19 protein-coding genes are annotated in these 20,014 nt (G+C 62.9%); 12 read left to right on the top strand and 7 right to left on the bottom strand.

Features of this window, described 5'->3' with window-relative positions; genetic code table 11:
- Nucleotides 1–95 precede the first annotated feature (95 nt).
- Nucleotides 96–899, top strand: a complete 804-nt coding sequence (scpB, locus tag LOY45_RS13080; protein ID WP_258579257.1) for a methylmalonyl-CoA decarboxylase — start codon at nt 96–98, stop codon at nt 897–899.
- 42 nt (nt 900–941) lie between these two features.
- Here the strand turns inward: scpB and LOY45_RS13075 are convergent, their stop codons facing one another.
- A complete protein-coding gene (locus LOY45_RS13075) occupies nt 942–1,529 on the bottom strand; it encodes a hypothetical protein (RefSeq protein ID WP_115089556.1) in 588 nt (195 codons plus the stop codon).
- A gap of 74 nt (nt 1,530–1,603) precedes the next feature.
- Nucleotides 1,604–2,974: an aminotransferase-like domain-containing protein gene (locus LOY45_RS13070; RefSeq protein ID WP_115089555.1), complete on the bottom strand. Its 1,371-nt coding sequence runs from the start codon at nt 2,972–2,974 to the stop codon at nt 1,604–1,606.
- Nucleotides 2,975–3,111: 137 nt separating this feature from the next.
- Between LOY45_RS13070 and LOY45_RS13065 the strand changes: the two genes are divergently transcribed.
- From LOY45_RS13065 to LOY45_RS13030, 8 genes are all read left to right on the top strand, one after another.
- Nucleotides 3,112–4,398, top strand: coding sequence for a hydroxymethylglutaryl-CoA reductase, degradative (locus LOY45_RS13065; protein WP_258579256.1), 1,287 nt, complete (start codon nt 3,112–3,114; stop codon nt 4,396–4,398).
- On the top strand, nt 4,398–5,309 hold the full coding sequence (locus LOY45_RS13060) for a hydroxymethylglutaryl-CoA lyase (protein WP_115089553.1): 912 nt from the start codon (nt 4,398–4,400) through the stop codon (nt 5,307–5,309). The genes LOY45_RS13065 and LOY45_RS13060 overlap by 1 nt, the downstream gene beginning before the upstream one ends.
- Before the next feature lie 58 nt (nt 5,310–5,367).
- Complete coding sequence (locus LOY45_RS13055; protein WP_115089552.1) at nt 5,368–5,844, top strand: hypothetical protein; 477 nt, start codon at nt 5,368–5,370, stop codon at nt 5,842–5,844.
- Nucleotides 5,841–7,229 (top strand): tripartite tricarboxylate transporter permease, encoded by a 1,389-nt coding sequence (locus tag LOY45_RS13050; RefSeq protein WP_115089551.1) that lies wholly within the window; start codon nt 5,841–5,843, stop codon nt 7,227–7,229. The genes LOY45_RS13055 and LOY45_RS13050 overlap by 4 nt, the downstream gene beginning before the upstream one ends.
- A 93-nt stretch (nt 7,230–7,322) precedes the next feature.
- Entirely contained in the window at nt 7,323–8,576 is a 1,254-nt protein-coding gene (locus LOY45_RS13045) for an OprD family porin (protein WP_258579255.1), read from the top strand.
- 14 nt (nt 8,577–8,590) lie between these two features.
- Nucleotides 8,591–9,610 carry a class I SAM-dependent methyltransferase gene (locus LOY45_RS13040; RefSeq protein ID WP_258579254.1) on the top strand — a complete coding sequence of 340 codons (1,020 nt, stop codon included), beginning with the start codon at nt 8,591–8,593 and terminating at the stop codon, nt 9,608–9,610.
- Between the two features lie 230 nt (nt 9,611–9,840).
- Nucleotides 9,841–10,029, top strand: coding sequence for a hypothetical protein (locus LOY45_RS13035; protein ID WP_115089549.1), 189 nt, complete (start codon nt 9,841–9,843; stop codon nt 10,027–10,029).
- A gap of 128 nt (nt 10,030–10,157) precedes the next feature.
- Nucleotides 10,158–12,545 (top strand): DUF3772 domain-containing protein, encoded by a 2,388-nt coding sequence (locus tag LOY45_RS13030; protein WP_258579253.1) that lies wholly within the window; start codon nt 10,158–10,160, stop codon nt 12,543–12,545.
- 106 nt (nt 12,546–12,651) lie between these two features.
- Here LOY45_RS13030 and LOY45_RS13025 read toward each other — a convergent pair whose 3' ends face one another.
- Nucleotides 12,652–13,218: a cupin domain-containing protein gene (locus tag LOY45_RS13025; protein ID WP_115089547.1), complete on the bottom strand. Its 567-nt coding sequence runs from the start codon at nt 13,216–13,218 to the stop codon at nt 12,652–12,654.
- A 220-nt stretch (nt 13,219–13,438) separates the two neighbouring features.
- Between LOY45_RS13025 and LOY45_RS13020 the strand changes: the two genes are divergently transcribed.
- Nucleotides 13,439–14,767 (top strand): cation:proton antiporter, encoded by a 1,329-nt coding sequence (locus tag LOY45_RS13020; protein WP_258579252.1) that lies wholly within the window; start codon nt 13,439–13,441, stop codon nt 14,765–14,767.
- Here the strand turns inward: LOY45_RS13020 and LOY45_RS13015 are convergent, their stop codons facing one another.
- Together LOY45_RS13015 and LOY45_RS13010 are read right to left on the bottom strand one after the other, a co-directional pair.
- Nucleotides 14,768–14,914 (bottom strand): hypothetical protein, encoded by a 147-nt coding sequence (locus LOY45_RS13015; RefSeq protein WP_166675683.1) that lies wholly within the window; start codon nt 14,912–14,914, stop codon nt 14,768–14,770. It abuts the gene before it with no gap.
- An 88-nt stretch (nt 14,915–15,002) separates the two neighbouring features.
- Nucleotides 15,003–15,740 (bottom strand): TraX family protein, encoded by a 738-nt coding sequence (locus tag LOY45_RS13010; protein WP_258579251.1) that lies wholly within the window; start codon nt 15,738–15,740, stop codon nt 15,003–15,005.
- A gap of 132 nt (nt 15,741–15,872) precedes the next feature.
- On the opposite strand from LOY45_RS13010, the gene LOY45_RS13005 reads away from it, so the two are divergent.
- Nucleotides 15,873–16,175 carry a hypothetical protein gene (locus tag LOY45_RS13005; RefSeq protein ID WP_115089544.1) on the top strand — a complete coding sequence of 101 codons (303 nt, stop codon included), beginning with the start codon at nt 15,873–15,875 and terminating at the stop codon, nt 16,173–16,175.
- On the opposite strand, the gene ptrR is transcribed toward LOY45_RS13005, so the two are convergent.
- Complete coding sequence (ptrR, locus tag LOY45_RS13000; RefSeq protein ID WP_115089543.1) at nt 16,153–17,040, bottom strand: putrescine utilization regulator PtrR; 888 nt, start codon at nt 17,038–17,040, stop codon at nt 16,153–16,155. The genes LOY45_RS13005 and ptrR overlap by 23 nt on opposite strands.
- 103 nt (nt 17,041–17,143) lie before the next feature.
- Here ptrR and LOY45_RS12995 point away from each other — a divergent pair, with 103 nt between their 5' ends.
- Nucleotides 17,144–18,535 carry an aldehyde dehydrogenase family protein gene (locus LOY45_RS12995; RefSeq protein ID WP_233674402.1) on the top strand — a complete coding sequence of 464 codons (1,392 nt, stop codon included), beginning with the start codon at nt 17,144–17,146 and terminating at the stop codon, nt 18,533–18,535.
- Between the two features lie 12 nt (nt 18,536–18,547).
- Here the strand turns inward: LOY45_RS12995 and pdxR are convergent, their stop codons facing one another.
- On the bottom strand, nt 18,548–19,960 hold the full coding sequence (pdxR, locus tag LOY45_RS12990; protein WP_258579250.1) for a MocR-like pyridoxine biosynthesis transcription factor PdxR: 1,413 nt from the start codon (nt 19,958–19,960) through the stop codon (nt 18,548–18,550).
- Nucleotides 19,961–20,014 lie beyond the last annotated feature (54 nt).

Genomic DNA, 20,014 nt, shown 5'->3' with positions numbered 1-20,014 from the left:
GATCGGGGCCAAGGAATAACATATTTCATGGCTATGAGAATACTCACTATAGTCCTGAGTGCCGGATATCAGGGGCGCAAAGGAAGGGAGCTGCAATGAGTCAGAATGATGTGTCGCCGTTACTGTCGGTCAGTGTTCTCCAGGGGCGGGTCGGCACCATAGCGATGTCGAATCCCGGCTGCCGCAATGCGCTCAGTTGCGAATTGCTGACGGCACTGGATCAGCAGTTAGTCAGCTTCGCTGAACAGCGCATCGCGGTTGTCATCCTCGGCTGCGATCCGCTGCAGGGCGTCTGGAGCGCCGGGCACGACATCACCGAGGTTTTGGCGGAACGCGATCCCCTGGCTCATGGCAAACCCCTGGACCGCTTGCTGCGACGGGTGCGTGCTTATCCGGGCGTGGTCATCGCCAAGGTGTCTGGCAGCGTCTGGGGCGCAGCGGTCGATCTGGTGATGAGTTGTGACCTGGTGGTGGCAGACCGTAGCGCCAGTTTCACCATGACCCCGTCGAATCTGGGCGTGCCTTACACCACCAGCGGGCTGCTGCGCTTCATGCACAACCTGCCGATTCATGTGCTCAAGGAGATGTTCTTCTGCGCGTCCCCGCTCGATGCCGACCGCGCCCTGCAGTTTGGCGTGATCAATCGCCTGACCAGCCCTGAGCAACTCGATGACGTGGCCCTTGCAATGGCCGTGCAGATCGCCGCCAAGGCGCCGCTTGCGGTGCAGGCGGTCAAGGAACAACTGCGGATACTGGAAGACCTGCAGCCGATGCCGGTGGAGGCGATGGAGCGCATCGCCGAACTGCGCCGCCAGGCCTGCGAGAGCAGTGACCTGCGTGAAGGGGTCGAGGCTTTCCTGGAGCGGCGCCCCCCCGTGTTCACCGGGGCTGGCGCCTGATTGCGGATGCCTGGCTACCTGCGTTGCATGGCTGCGACGAATTCAGCCTTGTTCCAGGCTCTTGATGACCTTGCCGACACCCTGCGGCGGGTAGACGACTTCCCGGGTATCCAGGTTTCGAATCTCGGAGTCGATGCTGATGGTCATGGTCTCACGCCCCGGATAGCCGTTGATGCTCTCGCGGGTCGAAAAGTCGACGATGTAGCGCTGGCCGGCGCGGAACTCGACATCGCGGGCAGTAAGCCCGCACTTGGCCCCGCCGGTGCCCAGCGCGTTCATCGATGCCCAGCACCAGGTCAGGGAGTGTTTGCCTGGTGTCAGCCGCAGCGCCTGCTGGCCGGAGACGTCGAGAATCGAGCGGCGCCCTGCGCCTTCGAGCAACTGGTCATCTACATGCGTCACCAGTAGCAGGCGATGATAAGGCACGCCGAGTGCCCGGTAGCGTACGGTTGCGAAATACACTTCAGGCGCATCGACCGCCTTGTTGGACACGTCATACGGGGTCATGGACTCCGGCGCCCAATCAGCCTGGTAGTGCTTGTAGTGATAGTTGGAGCATGCGCTGATCAAGCCCGTCATCAGCAAGACAACAGGCAGTTTCAGGGACGACAGTGAAAACGACGGACGCATTGTTCTTCCTTATTGAACGAAGCCGCCAATGATACCGAATTGCCACTATTTCACCAACGCGAGTGGCGCCCCGCTCACTCGCTCAATACCGCCTTGAGCAAGGCATCATTCAAGTACGCCACGTTCAACCGCGTCCACGGATTCACCCGGGCCTGCTCCGGCGAAAAAATATGCCCCGGCGCAATCATGAAGCCCTTGGGCAGCAACTGCCGGGTCAGCTCCCTGGCGTCATCTACCCTTGGAAACCTGACCCACAGATACAGGCTCTGCTCCGGTCTCGCAAACACCTCGGCACCGATCTCGTCGAGCATCTGCAAGCCGGCCGTGGTGGCCGCTTTCAAGCGTTCCTGAAGGCGGAGCACATGCCGCAGAAAGTGGCCTTCGGTGAGGATCACGTCGACGGTGCGTTCGCACAGCTCCGAGGTGCTGGTGTGCAGGAGCATCTTCAGATCGCCCAGTTCATCAATGACCTCCTTGCTGCCGGCGATAAAGCCGACCCGCAAGGCCGCTGAAACAGACTTGGAAAAACTGCCGACGTACAGCGAGCGCTGCAATTGATCCAGCGCCGATACCTTGATCGCCGAGGCCGGCTTGAAATCGGCCAGGGCATCGTCGTCCACCAGAATGAAGTTGTGCTCTTCGGCCAACTGCACCAGCCGATGCGCCTTGCCGGGGGAAATATCGGAGCCGGTCGGGTTGTGGCCAACGGACTGAATGAAAAACAGCTTGGGCTTATGCACCCGCAGGTGTTGCTCCAGCACCTCGAGGTCCGGGCCGTCCGCCAGTCGGGGTACCGCGAGCATCCGCGCGCCTTGCAGTTGCAGCTTGCCGAACAGCGGGTAGTAACCAGGGTCTTCGACCAGCACGCTGTCGCCCGGGGCAATGAAGCGGCGGATGATCAGGTCCAGGGCGTGGTTGGCGCCATGGGTGGTGACGATTTGCCGGGGGCTGGCGGTGATCGCATAGCTGGCCAGCTTCTGCACCAGGTGCTGGCGCAGGCTGGCGTTGCCCAACCGGTTGCCATAGCGGAACAGCGTGGTCACCCCGGTGCGCATGATTTGCCGGGTGAACTTGTCCAGGCGCATGTCCTTCAACCATTCGACCGGGGGGAAGCCCTCCCCCAGCGGTGAATGACCGGGCTCGCGGACGAACTGCTGACGCATCAGCCAGATGGTGTCCATCGCCCGCTCGTAAGGCAGTGGCTCTTCCGCCTCGTTGCTGCTCGGCGCGCCTTGTTTGACGAAGAAGCCCTGCCCGTGTCGCGCTTCAACCAGGCCTTGGGCAGCCAGCGCTTCATAGGCGTTGATCACGGTGTTTTTCGAATGGCCGAACAAGCGCATGCACTCGCGCAGTGACGGCAAGCGCTCGCCGACGCGGTAGGTGCCGTTGCCGATCTGCTCGACCAAGGATGCTGCCAGTTGCTCTGCGAGGGTCAGCCGCGCCATGGTCGGGAGTCCTGAATGCGTTGGTTCACAGAGGGTACAGCTTAGGTACTGTCTGTCCAAACTGTACCTTCTTTGCCGGAACAGATCGGACTAGGGTGGCGCCAACTCACAACAATAACTGCAAGAGAGCCCTCCCCATGAGCATCGACTCCCGCCTGCCCATGTTCCGTGCCATGTCGCCCACTGAACGCCTGAGCCACTTGCAAGAGGTGCTTGGCCTTCCTCAGGAGGACGTTGCCCTGCTGAGCGATGCCGGCGCGTTGCCGCTGGAAATCGCCGACGGCATGATCGAAAACGTGCTCGGTACATTCGAATTGCCCTACGCGGTGGCCAGCAACTTCCAGATCAATGGCCGCGACGTCATCGTGCCGCTGGTGGTGGAAGAGCCTTCGGTGGTCGCCGCGGCCTCGTTCATGGCTAAGCTGGCGCGCGACGCCGGGGGCTTCCAGACCTCCAGCTCGCTGCCGTTGATGCGTGCCCAGGTACAGATCGTCGATATCGACGACCCCTTCAGTGCCCGCCTGAGCCTGCTGCGCCGCAAAGACCAGATCATCGAGCTGGCCAACCGCAAGGACCAGTTGCTCAACACGCTCGGCGGCGGCTGCCGTGACATCGAAGTGCATACCTTCGCCCAGAGCCCACGCGGGCCGATGCTGGTCGCCCACCTGATTGTCGATGTGCGCGACGCCATGGGTGCCAACACCGTCAACACCATGGCCGAAGCGGTGGCGCCGTTGCTGGAGGAAATCACCGGCGGCACGGTACGCCTGCGCATCCTCTCCAACCTGGCCGACCTGCGCCTGGCCCGGGCACAGGTGCGCATCGCCCCTGAACTGCTGACCACCGCCGCCTACAAGGGCGAGGAAGTCATCGAAGGCATCCTCGATGCCTACAACTTCGCCGTGGTCGATCCCTACCGCGCCGCCACCCACAACAAGGGCATCATGAATGGCATCGACCCGTTGATCGTCGCCACCGGCAATGACTGGCGCGCAGTGGAAGCCGGCGCCCATGCCTACGCCTGCCGCCAGGGCCATTACGGCTCGCTGACCACCTGGGAAAAAGATCGCCAGGGGCATCTGGTCGGCACCCTGGAAATGCCCATGCCGGTCGGGCTGGTTGGCGGTGCCACCAAGACTCACCCCCTGGCGCAACTGTCACTGCGCATTCTCGGGGTGAAAACCGCCCAGGAACTTGCCGAAATCGCCGTAGCCGTTGGCCTGGCGCAAAACCTCGGTGCGCTGCGGGCATTGTCGACCGAAGGCATACAACGTGGTCACATGGCCTTGCACGCGCGCAACATTGCCCTATCGGCCGGCGCCCGGGGCGAAGAGGTCAACTGGCTGGTCAAGCAGATGGTCGAGGCCCGCGACGTGCGCGCCGACAAAGCGGCTGAACTGCTCAAGCACAAGCGGGCGCAGTAATGGACGCTGTACGGCTGGTCGAAGTCGGCGCCAGGGATGGCCTGCAGAATGAAACGCTGACGCTGTCGCCGCAGACCCGGGTGCGGTTGCTGCAAAGGTTGGCCGACGCCGGGTTGCAAACCCTGGAGGCCGGGGCGTTCGTTTCGCCTCGCTGGGTGCCGCAGATGGCCGGTTCCGATGAAGTGTTCAAGGCATTGCCGGTGCGCCCGGGTGTGACCTGGACGGCGCTGGTGCCCAACCTCAAAGGCCTGGAGGCGGCAATAGCGGCAGGTTGCCGGGAGGTTGCCGTGTTCGCGGCGGCCTCCGAGGCGTTCTCGCACAAGAACATCAACTGTTCGATTGCGCAAAGCCTGCGCCAGTACCAGGAGGTCATGGTGCGCGCCCGCGATGCCGGCGTCAGGGTGCGCGGCTACGTGTCCTGCGTCATGGCGTGCCCGTTCACAGGCCCGGTCAAACCTGAAGCCGTGGCGGCCGTCAGTGCTTCACTGTTCGGGATGGGCTGCTACGAAATCAGCCTGGGCGACACCCTTGGCACCGGGACACCGGCGGCGACCAGGGCGCTGATCCAGGCCTGTCGCCAGGTTGTACCGGTGAGCGCGCTGGCCGGGCATTTCCACGATACTTACGGCATGGCGATCGCCAATATCCATGCGGCGCTGGAGGCCGATGTCCGGGTCTTCGACAGCTCGGTCGCCGGCCTGGGCGGTTGCCCGTATTCGCCAGGTGCCACGGGCAACGTTGCCAGCGAAGACCTGGTGTACCTGCTCGACGGCTTGGGCCTGAGCCATGGCGTCGATCTTCAGGCACTGATCGATACCGGTGAGTTCATCAGTGCCGAACTCGGCCGGCCAACGGCCTCCAGGGTAGCCCGTGCCCTGCTCGCCAAACGTAGCCTGGGCACAATGCGATAAGCGTTATCTCTTCACGTTCATAACAATAAAAGCCCGCAAGGGCAGTGGGAGAATCTAGATGAAACCCGAACTGTTCGAAGTCTGGGGCGACACCGTGGAGGGTCGCCACCTGGTCTACTCCATCGCCATCGGCGCAACCGTCAGCCTCGGCGCCTTTTTCACCGCGCAACAGCTGCTGGTCGGTTGGGTAGAGTCGCTGCAGATGGCCCGTGCCTACGCGATGCTGGTCGGCATTGTCGGCTGCCTGGCCGGCGGCGCCATCAGTGCCGCGCTGTTCAAGCCCAAGCGCAATGTCGTCGAGCACCTGGCAGACCCCGCCTGGCGGGCGAAAATCCTCGTGGAGCTGGAGAACGAATTCGGCCCCCTTGGCAGTCTGGCTGACCTGCCCGCGGCGACGATTGCGGAGCTGCGGGAGATGGATCTTTATGATCTGTTCGCCGATTACGAGAAAGGCCTGAACGCGCCCCCGCCAAACCCTGATGTGTCACCTGCCGTTGTTGTGCGCGCAGCAAGTGTCAATGGAGGCCGGTCATGATCGCTCTGTTGCTGGATCAACTGCTGATCGCCCTGGGCATGGGTATCCTCGGCGCGGTGATATTTGCCGGGATCGGCCTGATCTCCGGCAGCGATGAAACCACTACCCTCGCCCCGCTGACCTTGCTGGTGGTACTGCTGGGCGTGCCGGCAGCCGGTGTGCTGACGTTCTTCCTGGCGGGCGCCGTGGCCAAGCACATGACCCATGCCGTACCGACGGCATTGCTGGGTATTCCGGGCGACACCATGGCGACGCCACTCATGCGCGAGGCGAATTTCTTGCGCAACCTGGGCGTCCCGCATATTGCCCTGCGCAAGATGATTTCCGGTGCGGTGATTGCTGCCTTGATTGCGGTGCCGATGGCGGTGTTGTTCGCGGTGATGCTTGCGCCGTTCGGCGACATGATCAAACACGCCGCGCCTTGGGTGTTCCTGTTGGCGGCAGTTGCCATCGCCTGGTTCTCCAAAGGCCGCCTGGCCGCTGTACTGACCTTGATACCCTTCGTCATGGTGATTGTCGGCCTGCAAAGCCTGACCGCGCAGTACGGAGTCAAGCTCAGTGTCAGTTACTTCCTCGGCATTGCCATCGGCCCGTTGATTGCCGCGCTGTTCTCCCTGCTCGCGCCGGCCGAGCGCGCCGCCATGCGCCGCCAGGAACTGCGCACGTTCTCCTTGTCGCCGGATGTAAAAAGCTGGGGCGGGTTCTTTCCCAACCCGCTGCGCGTACTGGACAGCAAACAGAGCCTGTGGACGGCTGTCACCGCCATCGTCTCCAGCGCTACCTTCGTGTTCAGCCCGGTGGCCATGACGGTGATCATGGGCGAGGCCGTCGGCTCACGGGTCAAGCATGTCTACCATCGCCTGACCACGGTCATCACGGCGCGCAATGGCGTCACCGAATCCACCTACCTCGCCGAAGCCCTGATTCCGCTGATTGCCTTCGGCCTGCCCCTGAGCCCGGTCGCCGCCGGCCCGGCAGCGCCACTGTTCAATGCGCCGCCGCGCTTCAGCGTCGATACCGCCACCGGCCAGGTGAACAACCTGCACTCGATGCTCAGCACTTGGGAGTTTCTTGGCTACGGCATGTTGGCGGTGGTGGTGGCCATTCTGATCGCCTACCCCTTCACCATGAATTACGCGCACCGGGCGGCCTCCTATGTGTCGCGCAAGATCAGCCATGAAGCGGTGATCGCCACCTTTGTCGGCCTGATCCTGGTGATCGGCATCTGGGAAGGGGGCCTGCTCGGTTTGCTGGTGATTGTCACCATTGGCCTGTTGGGCGGATTTCTCTCACGCTTTCTGGGCTTCAACATTGGCGTGCAGTTCATGGGCTACTACACCGCCGTGCTAACCGTTCCGGCCCTGGTTGCCTTGCTGGGCGCGTAACCCCCCTCCCCCCCGTAACCGCGGACACCATCATTTTTCGCAGCCTTTGCGCTGCGAGGGCGTCCTGCGCTCAATAGAAAGGAAATAACAATAATGAAAATCCTTGTACGCGGCAAAACACCAGAACTTGCGACCCTGTTGCTGTGCTCGACGGCCTCGCTTGGGGTGGCGGCAGCCGGCCTGGTCGACGACACCAGCGCATCGCTGAACCTGCGCAATTTCTACCACAACCGCAATTTCGTCGACCGCGCCTACCCCCAGGGCAAGGCCGAAGAATGGACGCAAAGCTTCATTTTCGATCTGCGCTCAGGCTTCACCCAGGGCAGCCTGGGCTTTGGCGTCGACCTGCTGGGGTTGTACTCGGTCAAGCTGGACGGCGGTCGCGGCACGGCGGGTACGCAACTGCTGCCTGTACACGATGGCGGCAGGCCAGCAGACGATTTCGGCCGCCTGGGTGTCGCGGTCAAAGCCAAGTACTCGGCCACTGAACTGAAAGTCGGTGAATGGGCATCCCTGCTGCCTATCCTGCGCTCCGATGACGGCCGCTCATTGCCACAGACCTTTCGCGGGGCGCAGATCACCTCGCGGGAAATCGAGAACCTGACCCTCTATACCGGCCAGCTTCGCGGCAACAGCCCGCGTAACGACGCCAGCATGGAGCGCCTGTTCATGAGCGGACGCCCCGACGCCACTTCGGACCGTTTCAACTTCGCCGGCGGCGAGTACCAGTTCAATGACAAGGCCACGCAGGTGGGCCTTTGGTATGCCCAGCTTGAGGATATCTACCAGCAGCAATACCTGAACGTGATCCATAGCCAGGCCGTCGGCACCTGGCGGCTGGGTGCCAACCTGGGTCTGTTTCTTGGCGATGAACACGGTTCGGCGAAAGCCGGGCAGATGGACAATAAAACCGCATCCTTGATGCTTTCCGCCAAAACCGGCGGGCAGACTTTCTCCCTGGGCTTGCAGCGGGTATATGGCGAGACCGGCTGGATGCGGGTCAACGGCACGGCCGGCTACCCCTTGGCGAACGATACCTACAACTCCAGCTACGACAGCGCCCACGAGCGTTCGTGGCAACTGCGTCACGACTTTGACTTCGTCGTACTGGGCGTGCCGGGCCTGACCCTGATGAACCGCTACCTGTCCGGTGACCATGTGCACACCAGCGCCACCGACCATGGCAAGGAATGGGGGCGTGAGTCGGAGCTGGCTTACGTTTTCCAAAGCGGCCCGCTCAAGGACCTGTCGGTGCGCTGGCGCAATTCGACCCTGCGCCGGGACTTCAGTACCTACGACATTGATGAGAACCGCTTGATCGTCAATTATCCGATCAAGTTTCTGTAGGCCGGGCGGCGGGGATGGCTCAACTATTTTCCATCCCTGCCGATAGCCTCGTTGCGTGGGCCAGATGCTCGGTTTGGCATTTATTTTCAGAGGGAATACGAGTCGATATGAACGTGAACGGTATGGCGTTGGCCAACAAGTATTGTCAGGGTTCCGGCCTGGAAATCGGTGCCGGCAGCCATAATGCTTTCTACTTGCCGGACTGCCTCAATGTGGGGCCTTGTGACGGCGAGTCGTTTCTGTATCCGCTCGATCTGAAAGACTTCAAGCTCTACGCAAACGAACAGGCCAACTACCAGACCGAGCCCGCCCGGATCGACGCACTGGGCGACTTCACCGACATTCCGTTCGCCGACGAAACCTTCGATTACCTGATCAGTTCGCACGTCATCGAACATGTGCCGAACCTGTTTGCGGCCTACATCGAAGCCTCGCGGGTGGTAAAGAATGACGGCGTGTTCTTCTGCATATTCCCGAAAAGAAACGCCGACCCCAATGACCGGGTTCGAGCGCTGACCACCCTTGAGCACATGATCGATGCGTACGAAAAGCGCATCGACATGAGCCAGATGGATGAATACAACTGGCGCGGCCACTACCACGTGTTCTCGTTGCAAAGCATGCTGCGGGCAATCAACCTGATCAACTCTGTGGGGCTGGGGCACTGGTTGATCGAAGGCGTCGAAGAGACTGATACGAAAGTCGGCAATGGCCATACTGTTGTATTGAGAAAGCAAGTCGGCCTGTCGGCCCTGACATACAAAGAGTCCAGTCAGTTCAACGATGAACTCAATGCCCGGATTCAGGCGCAAGACCTGGAAGGTGCGCTGCACCTGGTCAAGGTCGCGCTGTCGTTCGACTTCTTCAACCCCCATAACCTCTACCTGGCCTTCGCCCTCAGCTGCCAGCTGGACAATGCTCGCGAAGGGCTTGAGTTCCTGCGTCAAGCCTTGATCCTTACCCCTGAAAATGAAGAGTTTCGCAAGCTCTTCGTCCAGATGACAGGTGGCCCGTTCATCAATCCTGTGCATTAAGCACCCAGGGCATGGCTCATCGTTACATTCAGGTTAACGATGAGCGATGCCTGCCTCACCTCCGTTCATCGCAAACCGGCAGCGCCTGCCCGTTTATTGACAAGGCTGGCGTACGGATTGCAAAGGCTGGCGCTCGCCGTCGTGAAGCGACGTAATCCTGACGCGACGGCGAATCAACCTAACGCTTATGGACGCCAGCAATAGCCTTGCTCGGTCACCGGAGATGTAACGTGTCTACTCTCAATGAAATCGCAGCCAACCACGCCCGGATGACCAACGCAGTGGCAGGCGGCACGACCGAGCGCCAGCCGCTGTTGGTGGTGAGTTTCGAGCCCCCTGCCCTTGATGGGCAACAGCCTGTACCGTTGCACCTGGTCCTGGCACCCCAGGCCCCCACCCACTTCACTTGCCCGTCATAAACCTCGCGGGTTCCCAGGGCAATGAGGGTTTTGCCTGACGTGCAGATGACTGCAAATTGATCCCGCGATCAACCGCTGATGGCCTACCCTCAAAAGCTGGGAGATCAACAACCATACAGGGCATTACCATGCGCAATGCTTTGAAGATCATCGGCATCATTGCCCTTACCCTGCTGCAGCCGTTTGCCCTCGGGCAGGCAGCCGAACCGCCAGCGCCTGCGACGGCCAATGCTGCAGTTCCTGCGGTGAAGGTGACCCAGAACGACCTGCAAGCCTTGCAACTGCGCCTGGACAGCCTCAAGCAGCAGATTTCCCAGGCCAACAACTACAACCAGCTTGAAGGCCCACAAGACCGGCTGCAGGCGCTGATCGTCGATATCGACCGCCTGTCCACTGCGCTCCTGCCTGAGCAGGCACAACTGCGCGCGCAACTGGAGGTGCTCGGCCCGGCCCCGGTTGAAGCCCTGGTGCCGGGCAAGTCGGACATCGCCGCGCAACGCACGGTACTCACCGAGCAAAAAAACACCCTTGATACCACCCTCAAAACGCTGGAGACGCTCAAGGAAAGCGCCACCAACCTGCTGACGCAGATTTCCGGCATTCGTCGCAGCATGCTCGAAAGCGAACTGACCCTGAGCACCCACAGCCTGCTCAACCCTGCATTCTGGTCGCCGGTACTCAACCCTTCGCCTGACGACCGCCAACGCTTGCAGGCGTTCTTCAATGAGCTGGGCGTGACCGCCGGGGCCGTCTGGCAGCCGGGTCAGCGTTTCTCCACGGTGGTGCTGGTGTTGCTGGCCCTGTTGACCTGGACCCTGGGCCGCCGGATGGTGGAACGCTGGCTGGCCTGGGCGTGCATGAACCGCGTGCCCGAAGGCCGCCTGCGGCGCAGTTCACTGGCCCTGGCCTCGGTGCTGGCGACCCTGCTGGCCACCGGCATTGCCCTGGAGCTGCTGTTTTACGCCTGTACCCGCCACCTGCCGTTGCCGTCGATGCTGGCGACCTTCTCCCAGGAGTTCGAGAAACTTGCCTACACCTGTGTGCTGATTACCGGGTTGAGCCGGGCGCTGCTATCGACCCAGCATCCTTCCTGGCGCCTGCCGGATATCGCCGATCCGGTGGCCCTGGCATTGCAGCCTTATGCCCGCTGGCTGGCCGGTGCCTTGCTGGTGCTGGTGACCCTGGTGCAGATCTCCAATGCCGCCGGCATGAGCAACCAGCTGGTCATCGCTGGCCGAGGCATTGCCGCGCTGGTGATCACCGGCCTCATCATCGCCCTGCTGGTGCGCACCAGCACTACCCGCCGGGCGATGGCCGCCGCCGGGGACGCGCCGGAAGCCGCGTCGACCATGGCCGGGCTGATCTACACCATTGCCAGCATCGCCATGGTCACCTCGGTGATTGCCCTGCTCACCGGCTATGTGTCGCTGGCGCGCTTCGTCACCTATGAGGTGGTCTGGGTGTTTATCCTGCTGGCCGGTTTCTACTTGCTGATGCAGGTGTTCAAGGACGGCTGCGAGTATGTGTTCTCGCCCCGCCAGGCCAGCGGCAAGGCGCTCAAAGAGCTGCTGGGCATCGGTGACCGGCGCCTGGACCAGATCGAAACGCTGATCTCCGGCTTCGGCCGCGCCGGGCTGTTGCTGCTGGCGGTCATCACCCTGTTCGTCGGCGGCATCGGCACCACTCTGGGGCAACTGATCAGCAACATCGTCGCGTTTCTCGGCGGCGCCGGTTTGCGTCAGTTCAACATCATCCCCGGGCACCTGTTCAATGCCGTATTGGCCCTGGTACTGGGCATTTACCTGATCCGCACCCTGCGCCGCTGGCTGGACAACGAGTTCCTGCCCAAGACCGACATGGACCCGGGCATGTGCGCCTCGCTCAGCACCCTGTTCGCCAACATCGGCTATGCCCTGGTGATCCTCCTGACCCTGTCGTCGCTGGGGGTGAAATGGACCAACCTGGCCTGGATCGTCAGTGCCCTGTCGGTGGGGATCGGCTTCGGCCTGCAGGAAATCGTCAAGAACTTCGTCTCCGGCCTGATCCTGCTCACCGAGCGCCCGGTCAAGGTTGGCGACCTGATCAGCATCAGCGGGGTCGAGGGAGATATCCGCCGCATCAACGTGCGCGCCACCGAAATCCAGCTGAGCGACCGCTCCATCGTCATCGTGCCCAACTCGCAGCTGATCTCGCAGAACCTGCGCAACGTCACCCTCGGCGGCAGCGCCCAGGGGGTGGCGACGCTGGAGCTGGTGTTCCCTCTGGACATTGACCCCGAGCAGGTGCAGACCCTGCTCTACGACACCTATTGCGAGCACGAGACCATCCTCGACAAGCCTGCGCCGTTCGTGCGCTTCAGCAAACTCACGCCCGACGGCATTACCTTGACGGTGACCGGCTACGTCAGCAGCCCGCGGATCGTCGGCACCACCAAGAGTGACCTGCTGTTCGAGATTCTCAAGCGGTTGGGCGCGGCGGGTATAGAGCTGGCCAAGCCGACGGCCCCGGCAACCTGAATTGCCTGTCCGCTCAGGTGTTGCCTGGATTACGATCGCGGGGCAAGCCCGCTCCCACAGGTTCGGTGGGCACAGATACATTTGTGCGGGAGATCGACCGGATGGGCTAGCGAGCCTCAGGAGCGCTGGCGGCAGACCATGCCGAGTTGAGCATGCCGGCGCGGCCCGTGACCGGGTCGCCATCCGGCATCGCCACCCTGGCGATCCGCGCCTTGCTGGGCCCGTGGTTGCTGCTGGCGGGCCTCTGGATGTCGTAGGCCTCCTGGCCCTGCGGGTAGGCCCCCACCACCAGGAAATCTTCGCTGCTCTCCAGGCAGCAGTGGCCGGTGCCAGCGGGTAGCACCAGAACATCGCCACGGCCAATGCCAAGGGTGAGCCCGCTAGGCCCGCCGAGGATCACCCGGGCATTGCCCTGGGCGACACCCAGGGCTTCATGGGCGTTGGAGTGGTAATGCTGATAATCGAAGATGCCCGCCCGCCACAGCGGGGTCCATCGGTTGCGCGCGAACAGGGTTTCAAAGAAGCCTGCGTTGTCGGCCTCCTTCTTCATCGGCAAATGATAAAGCAGCACCGGCAAACGGCTGTTCGGCGTCGTGCCGTCGTCGGTAAAGTACAGAAAGCGCGGGTGGCTGGGCCGTGGTTGCGGCTCGGTAGAGTTGTCTGCTGGGTTCATCTGACACCCCCACGGGGTTCTGCCCCGCACTGTTCGCCGGGTTCCTATAAGTAAGATCCCCGAAGCCTGCCTGTCGTTCAGACGTCACTGGTCGCAAGGCCGCTACCGGCTCCCACACCATATCCCTCATCTGGTCGGGAATCATCAGGCCAAAGGAACATTTCGTATGGCTGCAGCGCTCTAAGCTGTACGAAAGGGTCCGGCCATTCGAGGCGCAGCGATGAGTTTCATTCTCTGGATGGCCGTACTGGGTGTCGTGCTGCTGGCCTTGGCCCTGGCCGCGTCCTATCTGCGCTGGTTGCCGGTCACCACCTCGGCGGTGTGCCTGGTGCTGGGCATCGCCATTGGCCCCTCGGGCCTTGGGCTGCTGCAACTGGACCTGGTGGCAGCGGCGCCGTGGATGGAGCACCTGACCGAAGTCGCGCTGCTGTTTTCACTGTTCGTCAGCGGCCTCAAGTTGCGCCTGGCCCTGAGCCGACGCCTGTGGCGCGTTGCCTTTGGCCTGGCGGGCCCGGTCATGCTGTTGACCATCGCCGGCCTGTGCCTGCTGTTGCACCTGTTGCTCGACCTGCCCTGGGGTGTGGCACTGTTGATTGCGGCCATTCTGGCGCCTACCGATCCGGTGCTGGCTTCGCTGGTGCAGGTGAGCAATGCCCAGGACGTGGACGCGGTGCGCTTTGGCCTTTCCGGTGAGGCCGGGCTCAATGATGGCGTGGCCTTCCCTTTCGTGCTGCTCGGGCTACTGATGATCAGCCCGCGGGAACTGAATGCCGCCACGCTGCTGCACTGGACCCTGCACGACCTGCTCTGGGCAGTGCCCGCCGGCCTGATGCTCGGCTACGCCATGGGCCGTGGCCTTGGCCGGGTGACGCTGGCCTTGAGCATCCGCAACGAAGACAGCACGGTATCACCCAACGATTACCTGACCCTGGCCTTGATCGCCCTGGCGTACGTGGGGGCGGAGATGATCGAGGGTTACGGCTTTCTCTCGGTGTTCGCCGCGGGTCTCGGCCTGCGTCAGGCCGAAGTCAGCTCCAGCGGCAGCGCCTCGGTGCCCGCCGAGCATCGGGTGCAACCCGTAGTCGGCCACCAGCACCTGGAACCCGATCAGGCCGTGCATGGCGATACAGCGGCGCTGGACGACAGCGAAGTGGCCGCCGGCATCATGATGGGCGACATGCTGGCCTTCGGTAACCTGGTGGAACGGGTGATGGAAGTGTTTCTGGTGACCCTGCTGGGCATCGTCCTGGCGAGCCATTGGGACTGGCGAGCGGTGACCGTGGGGCTGATCCTGTTTGCCGCAATCCGGCCGCTGGCTGTGTACCTGCTACCCTGGAGGACGCTGCTCAATCGCCAGCAGCGGCTGCTGACGGGCTGGTTCGGGATTCGCGGCATCGGCAGCCTGTACTACCTGTTCTACACCTTGAACCTGGGCTTGCCGGTATCCGTTACGCGGGAATGCACGGGGCTGGTCCTGTCGATCGTGGCGTTGAGCATTGTGGTGCATGGCCTGACGACCCAGCCGGTGCTGGCCAGGTACCCACATTAGTCATTCATCGCTGTCGCGGTCATGCTGGCGAGCAATGCTCTCCTCGCGCCGACGGCGCCGGGACACGGCAGCGCCCCAGGCCAGTACCCCGACAGAAGCGACCAGCATCGCTGCCAACAACAAGTAGCCCCAGTGAATGTTCATCATGCTGCGATACCTGGGGCCCTGAGCAAGCCCTCACTGATCGATATACCTGGATCCGCGCAACATCGACCGGTGAGCCAGTACATTGAACTCAAGTATAGTCAATGCCGGCAATCAGTTTGATCAACGCCAGATGCAACGGATAGAACCCGTATCCCCAGCGGCCGACCCGCCATAGGTTCCCCTGCCATTTCAGCCGAACCACGATCAGCCCCAACGGCGCAGATATAAACGCGGTGCCCAGGGCCATGAGCGCAATCGCGTGCAGCGGATGCTCGCGAAGCCACAGGTCGGTCAGGTTCGCCGCCAGCGCCAACAGGGCGGGCAGCAGCCAGGCCAGCGACCGGTAGCGCATGGCCAGAAGAAAAGCGCCAGGCAACAACACACCCGGCACGCCGTACATCAAGCGACCGGACGCCAGCGTCGCGGCCACTGCCGTTGCCAGTGCCAACAGGCCCGCCGCGCGGGTGCGATGGTGCAGCCCCCAGGCGATCAGCAACCCCAACGCCAAAGTCGGCATGACATTAAGCGTCGGCGAAGGGCCATTGAGCCAGCGATAAGGCCACTCCGACAGCAGCGCGAAAACCACCAACCCTCGCACATACCGGACATTGCCGGCGCTAAACACTTGCCCGGGCATGCTGCGTGCAACGTTGGCGGCTATCGCCAGGCAGAACCAGGGAAACGCCAGGCGGCCAACGACAAACAGCCAGTGCTCGGCCGGCCAGACAAAGCGCAGGTGATCGGCGACCATGGTGATGATTGCCAGCCACTTGAGCAGGTCCAGGCCACTGTCGCGCGGGGCTGTTGGCTGTTCGGTCATGTCCATCCCGGTAGAACCTGTGCGGCATTTGACAATGCCACACCCGGGTGTCCATCGCCTGCAGTTTGTCGGCTGGGCTGGCAAAAGGTCGCAAACATCGATTACTGTATATGCATACAGCAACAACGAGTAACCATCATGAACGACTACGATGAAGACTTCGCCACGCCGGACTCACCGACCCTGGTGGAAATGTGGAAGCATCAGGTGGTGCTGATGACCAACGAAGCCGAGTACCTGAACACCGAATTGCTCAAGGCGCGGCAGAACATTGCCAAGCTGGTGGCGATCAATGCCCAGCTTGCGGATCAGTTGCGTGGTGTGCGCAGCGCGGACAACCTGGCGCCATCGAACCTGTGGGAGTCGGCCTTGCCGGCGATCGAGCGCACAGCGCTCGAAAATCCAGGCGCCGCACACTTCACTGCGCCTCCTCGACCTTGAGCACCTCGCCGCGTGCCTCCAGCAACTGCACAAACGTCCTCAAGCTGCGCGATACCGTACCCCGCCGCCATACCAGCCAGGTGCGCAGGTAACGAAAGCGCTGCGACAACGGCCAGACACTCACCGTGCTGCACCCGGGCATACTTTCGAGCATGCTGCGCGGCATCAGTGCCAGGCCGGCACCGGCGCTGACGCAGGCGAGCATGCCATGGTACGACTCCATTTCAATGATCTTGCCCGGCACCGCCTCGTCCTGGGCAAACCAGCTTTCGAAGTGATGCCGGTACGAGCAATTGGCGCGAAAGGCGTAAATGGTCATGCCATTGACCTCGGCGGCGCGGGTAATCGGCGCATGGTTCAGCGGTGCGATCAGCACCATCTCTTCGACAAATACCGGTACCCCCTCCAGTGCCGGGTGCAGCACCGGGCCATCGACGAACGCGGCACTCAGGCGCCCGGCCAGCACACCGTCGATCATCGCCCCCGACGGGCCGGTGGTCAGGTCCAGCTCGACCTTGGCGTAGGCCTGGTTGTAAGCCGCCAGCAGCGTCGGGATACGCACGGCGGCGGTGCTTTCCAGCGAGCCGAGGGCGAAGGCGCCTTGCGGCTCGTCACCGGCCACGGTCAGCCGCGCCTCGGCCACCAGGTCGAGAATGCGCCGGGCATAGTCGAGAAAGTTCCAGCCCGCCGGTGACAGGCGCAAGCGGCTTTTCTCGCGGATGAACAGCTCGGCACCCAGTTCCTGCTCCAGTTGCTTGATCCGCGTGGTCAGGTTCGACGGCACGCGGTGGATGTGCTGGGCCGCAGCACTGATGCTGCCCTGCTCGGCCACCGCCTTGAACATCTCCAGTTGCACCAGGTCCATCGTCATTCTCTCTGCGTGAATGTTTTGCTCAGTATTATTCAGTTTCAGGCAAAGATACAACGCAGTAGTCTGAAGCCGTTCTCCTCCCATCAGGACCGCCGTGATGACCGCGATCAACTTCCAGACCCATGCTTTGTCGATCAACCCCGCCAGCGGCGAGCAGATCGGCCATTACGCCTATGAAAGCGCTGCCGTCCTGGATGCCGCCCTGGCCCGGGCCGCCACCGGCTTTGCCGCCTGGCGCCGCACGCCGGTAGCGGCGCGTACCGACCTGCTGCTGGCCCTGGCCGGCGCCCTGCGCGACAACGCCGTGGCCATGGCGCGGATGATCACCGATGAAATGGGCAAGCCGGTCGCCCAGGCCCAGGGCGAAATCGAGAAATGCGCCCAGTTGTGCGAATGGTATGCGGCCAATGGCCCGGCCATGCTCCAGGCCGAGCCTGCCCAGGTACCTGCTGGCCAGGCGCGCATCGAATACCGTCCGCTGGGCCCGCTGCTGGCGGTGATGCCGTGGAACTTCCCGATCTGGCAGGTGCTGCGCGGTGCAGTACCGGCGCTGCTGGCCGGCAACACCTATGTGCTCAAGCACGCGCCAAACGTGATGGGCAGCGCCTACCTGCTGCTCGATGCATTCAAGCGCGCCGGCTTCCCTGAAGGTGTGTTCGAGGTGATCAACGTCACTCCGGACGGCGTCTCCAAGGCCATTGCCGACCCGCGCATCGCCGCCGTGACCCTGACCGGCAGCGTACGGGCCGGCACCGCCATCGGCGCCCAGGCCGGTGCCGCGCTGAAAAAATGCGTGCTGGAACTGGGTGGCTCCGACCCGTTCATCGTGCTCAACGATGCCAACCTCGATGAAGCGGTAAAAGCCGCGGTGATCGGCCGCTACCAGAACACCGGCCAGGTCTGCGCCGCCGCCAAGCGCCTGATCGTCGAGCAAGGCGTGGTCGAAGCATTCACCCGCAAGTTCGTCGAGGCCACCCGGGCCCTGGTCATGGGCGATCCGCATGCCGCCGACACCTACATCGGCCCGATGGCCCGCTTCGACCTGCGCGAGGAGCTTGACCAGCAAGTCCAGGCGACCCTGGCCGAAGGCGCAACGCTGCTGCTCGGCGGTGGCAAGGCCGAAGGCAACGGTAACTACTACCAGCCTACCGTGCTGGCCAACGTCACCGACCAGATGACCTCGTTCAAGCAGGAACTGTTCGGTCCGGTGGCCTCGATCATCAGCGCCCGCGATCCCCGCCATGCCCTGGAACTGGCCAACGACAGCGAGTTCGGCCTGGCCTCGACCATCTACACCAGCAACGCAGCGCTGGCCGAGCAACTGGCCGATGAGCTGGACACCGGCGGTGTGTTTATCAACGGCTACTGCGCCAGCGACCCGCGCGTGACCTTCGGCGGCGTGAAGAAAAGCGGCTTTGGCCGCGAGCTGTCGCACTTCGGTGTGCGCGAGTTCTGCAATGCGCAGACCGTGTGGGTGGATCGCAACTGACATCCGCCACGGTTAAAGGTCCATCGCCAGACGTAACTGCCTGGCCAGCGCAACGGCCTGTTCGCGGCTGGCGACATTGGTAAAGCCGAGCAACAGAGCGTGCCGTTGCCCCGGCCCGCGATACCAGCCAGAAAGGGGTTCGATCGCCAGGCCAAGGTCCCGCGCCCGCATGGCGATCGTGCAATCGTCGCCCCCGCCGCTCAGATGCGCCACCAGGTGCATGCCCGCCGCCTTGTTGTCCAGTTGCAGGTGCTCGCCCAACTCGGCCTGCAAGGCGTCGACCAGGTACCGGCGCCTGTCGGCATAGAGGCCGCGCATTTTTCTCAAATGCCGGGCAAAGTGCCCCTCTTCGATAAAGGCGCTCACCGTCGCCTGCAACAGGTGCGGGCAGTGGTTCTGCATGTCCCCCACCACGGTGGCGAAGCGCGCCACCTGGGCCTGGGGAACCACCAGGTAGGCCAGACGCAGGCCTGGCGCCAGTACTTTGCTGAAGGTGGCGCAGTACAGTACCCGCCCCTGGGTGTCGAGGCTCTTCAGTGCCGGTACCGGGCGGCCGCGGTAGCGGTATTCGCTGTCGTAGTCGTCCTCTATGACCCAGCTGCCCTGGCTGCTGGCCCATTCCAGCAGGCGTTGGCGCCGGGGCAGCGAGAGCGTGGCCCCGAGTGGGCTCTGGTGATGGGGAGTGACCAGGGCGAAGCGCGCGTCCGGGGCCAACGCCATACCGGCTTCGACATCCAGGCCGTCGCCATCGACCGGAACCGGGACCAACTGCGCCCGGGCTTGCTCAAGAAAGCGCCTGGCCTGGAAGTAGCCCGGGTCTTCGAACCAGCAGCGATCGCCATCGTGCAGCAGGCTGCGGCATATCAGGTCGAGGCAGGCTCGGTACCCGGCGCAGATGAAAATTTGTTCCGCTGTGCAGGAAATCCCCCGTGACACCCCCAGATAAATAGCCAGGGCCTTGCGCAGTGCAAGGTGCCCCTGAGGATCTGGGTACACCAGGCCATCCAGGCCGCCCTGGCGCAAGGCGCGACCGACCAGGCGCGTCCACAGCTTGCGCGGGAATGCGTCCAGCGCTGGCAAGCCAATCTGCAAAGGCATGGGTACAAGCGTTGAAGGACTCGGGGCGGTCGGTGGCCGCTCGAGCCGCTGCACACCGACAGCAACCGGCGTTGTACTGAGCAAGGGCGCTACCACCGTACCGGCCGGCCCTCGGGCTTGCACATAGCCTTCACCGCCAAGCATCTGGTAAGCCGCCTCGACCGTCCCACGCGCGAGGTTGAGTTCCGCTGCCAGGGCCCGGACTGACGGCAGACGCTCGCCAGGCTGAAGGCGTCCGGCACTGATGGCATCGCGAAAGCGCAGGTAGAGCTGACGGTAGATCGGCGTCGCCGCCTGTGGGTCGAGTGGCGGGTAGGTGTTCGGCATGTCCTAGTCGTTTGTGCATTATTTGGATCTATAAGGTAGTCCGTTACAGCCGTA

This window comes from Pseudomonas wadenswilerensis (assembly GCF_024749185.1).
Classification (GTDB): Bacteria; Pseudomonadota; Gammaproteobacteria; order Pseudomonadales; family Pseudomonadaceae; genus Aquipseudomonas; species Aquipseudomonas wadenswilerensis.
This window is presented reverse-complemented; position numbering and strand designations above follow the sequence as displayed.

Bases quoted from the DNA above. Each gene is read 5' to 3' on its own strand.
- scpB (WP_258579257.1), top strand. From the start codon at position 96: ATGAGTCAGAATGATGTGTCGCCGTTACTGTCGGTCAGTGTTCTCCAG.
- ptrR (WP_115089543.1), bottom strand. From the start codon at position 17,040: ATGGACCTGGTGCAACTGGAGATGTTCAAGGCGGTGGCCGAGCAGGGC.
- LOY45_RS13045 (WP_258579255.1), top strand. From the start codon at position 7,323: ATGAAAATCCTTGTACGCGGCAAAACACCAGAACTTGCGACCCTGTTG.
- LOY45_RS13020 (WP_258579252.1), top strand. From the start codon at position 13,439: ATGAGTTTCATTCTCTGGATGGCCGTACTGGGTGTCGTGCTGCTGGCC.
- LOY45_RS13055 (WP_115089552.1), top strand. From the start codon at position 5,368: ATGAAACCCGAACTGTTCGAAGTCTGGGGCGACACCGTGGAGGGTCGC.
- LOY45_RS13040 (WP_258579254.1), top strand. From the start codon at position 8,591: ATGGCTCAACTATTTTCCATCCCTGCCGATAGCCTCGTTGCGTGGGCC.
- LOY45_RS13005 (WP_115089544.1), top strand. From the start codon at position 15,873: ATGAACGACTACGATGAAGACTTCGCCACGCCGGACTCACCGACCCTG.
- LOY45_RS13015 (WP_166675683.1), bottom strand. From the start codon at position 14,914: ATGATGAACATTCACTGGGGCTACTTGTTGTTGGCAGCGATGCTGGTC.
- pdxR (WP_258579250.1), bottom strand. From the start codon at position 19,960: ATGCCGAACACCTACCCGCCACTCGACCCACAGGCGGCGACGCCGATC.
- LOY45_RS13075 (WP_115089556.1), bottom strand. From the start codon at position 1,529: ATGCGTCCGTCGTTTTCACTGTCGTCCCTGAAACTGCCTGTTGTCTTG.
- LOY45_RS13010 (WP_258579251.1), bottom strand. From the start codon at position 15,740: ATGGACATGACCGAACAGCCAACAGCCCCGCGCGACAGTGGCCTGGAC.
- LOY45_RS13070 (WP_115089555.1), bottom strand. From the start codon at position 2,974: ATGGCGCGGCTGACCCTCGCAGAGCAACTGGCAGCATCCTTGGTCGAG.
- LOY45_RS13025 (WP_115089547.1), bottom strand. From the start codon at position 13,218: ATGAACCCAGCAGACAACTCTACCGAGCCGCAACCACGGCCCAGCCAC.
- LOY45_RS12995 (WP_233674402.1), top strand. From the start codon at position 17,144: ATGACCGCGATCAACTTCCAGACCCATGCTTTGTCGATCAACCCCGCC.
- LOY45_RS13030 (WP_258579253.1), top strand. From the start codon at position 10,158: ATGCGCAATGCTTTGAAGATCATCGGCATCATTGCCCTTACCCTGCTG.
- LOY45_RS13065 (WP_258579256.1), top strand. From the start codon at position 3,112: ATGAGCATCGACTCCCGCCTGCCCATGTTCCGTGCCATGTCGCCCACT.
- LOY45_RS13050 (WP_115089551.1), top strand. From the start codon at position 5,841: ATGATCGCTCTGTTGCTGGATCAACTGCTGATCGCCCTGGGCATGGGT.
- LOY45_RS13060 (WP_115089553.1), top strand. From the start codon at position 4,398: ATGGACGCTGTACGGCTGGTCGAAGTCGGCGCCAGGGATGGCCTGCAG.